General features: G+C 51.0%; 1 protein-coding gene. It reads left to right on the forward strand.

What is annotated here, in order from left to right; all coding sequences use genetic code 11:
- On the forward strand, positions 1 to 400 hold a 400-nt coding region (locus tag CWB85_RS21540), incomplete at both ends, for a cadherin-like domain-containing protein (RefSeq protein WP_171039057.1).

The raw sequence follows: 400 nt of genomic DNA on the forward strand, positions 1-400 counted from the left end.
TGCGCCTGTTGGGCAAAACTTTAGCTTTAATCTTGATGAAGCAGCAACGCTTACCGTGGCACTGGCCAATGGCTTATTAAGTAATGCCAGTGATGATGACACCGGCGATACCCTGACAGCGGTCGGGGTGAGCCAACCGCAATTTGGTAGCTTAACGCTGAGCGGTGATGGCAGCTTTAGTTATCAACATGATGGCAGTGAAAACCATAGCGACAGCTTTACCTTCCAAGTACGCGATAGTGACGGGGCATTATCGGCGCTGCATACAGTGACACTAACGATAGCAGCGGTTGCCGATGCACCAATAGCCATGGACGACAGTGCTACAACGGATGAAGATACCGCCGTTAGCGTTAACTTGGTTGATAATGACACGGATGCCGAAGGGGACTTAGTGGCC

The organism is Pseudoalteromonas sp. S1727, assembly GCF_005886375.1.
In the GTDB taxonomy this organism is placed as follows: Bacteria; Pseudomonadota; Gammaproteobacteria; order Enterobacterales; family Alteromonadaceae; genus Pseudoalteromonas; species Pseudoalteromonas haloplanktis.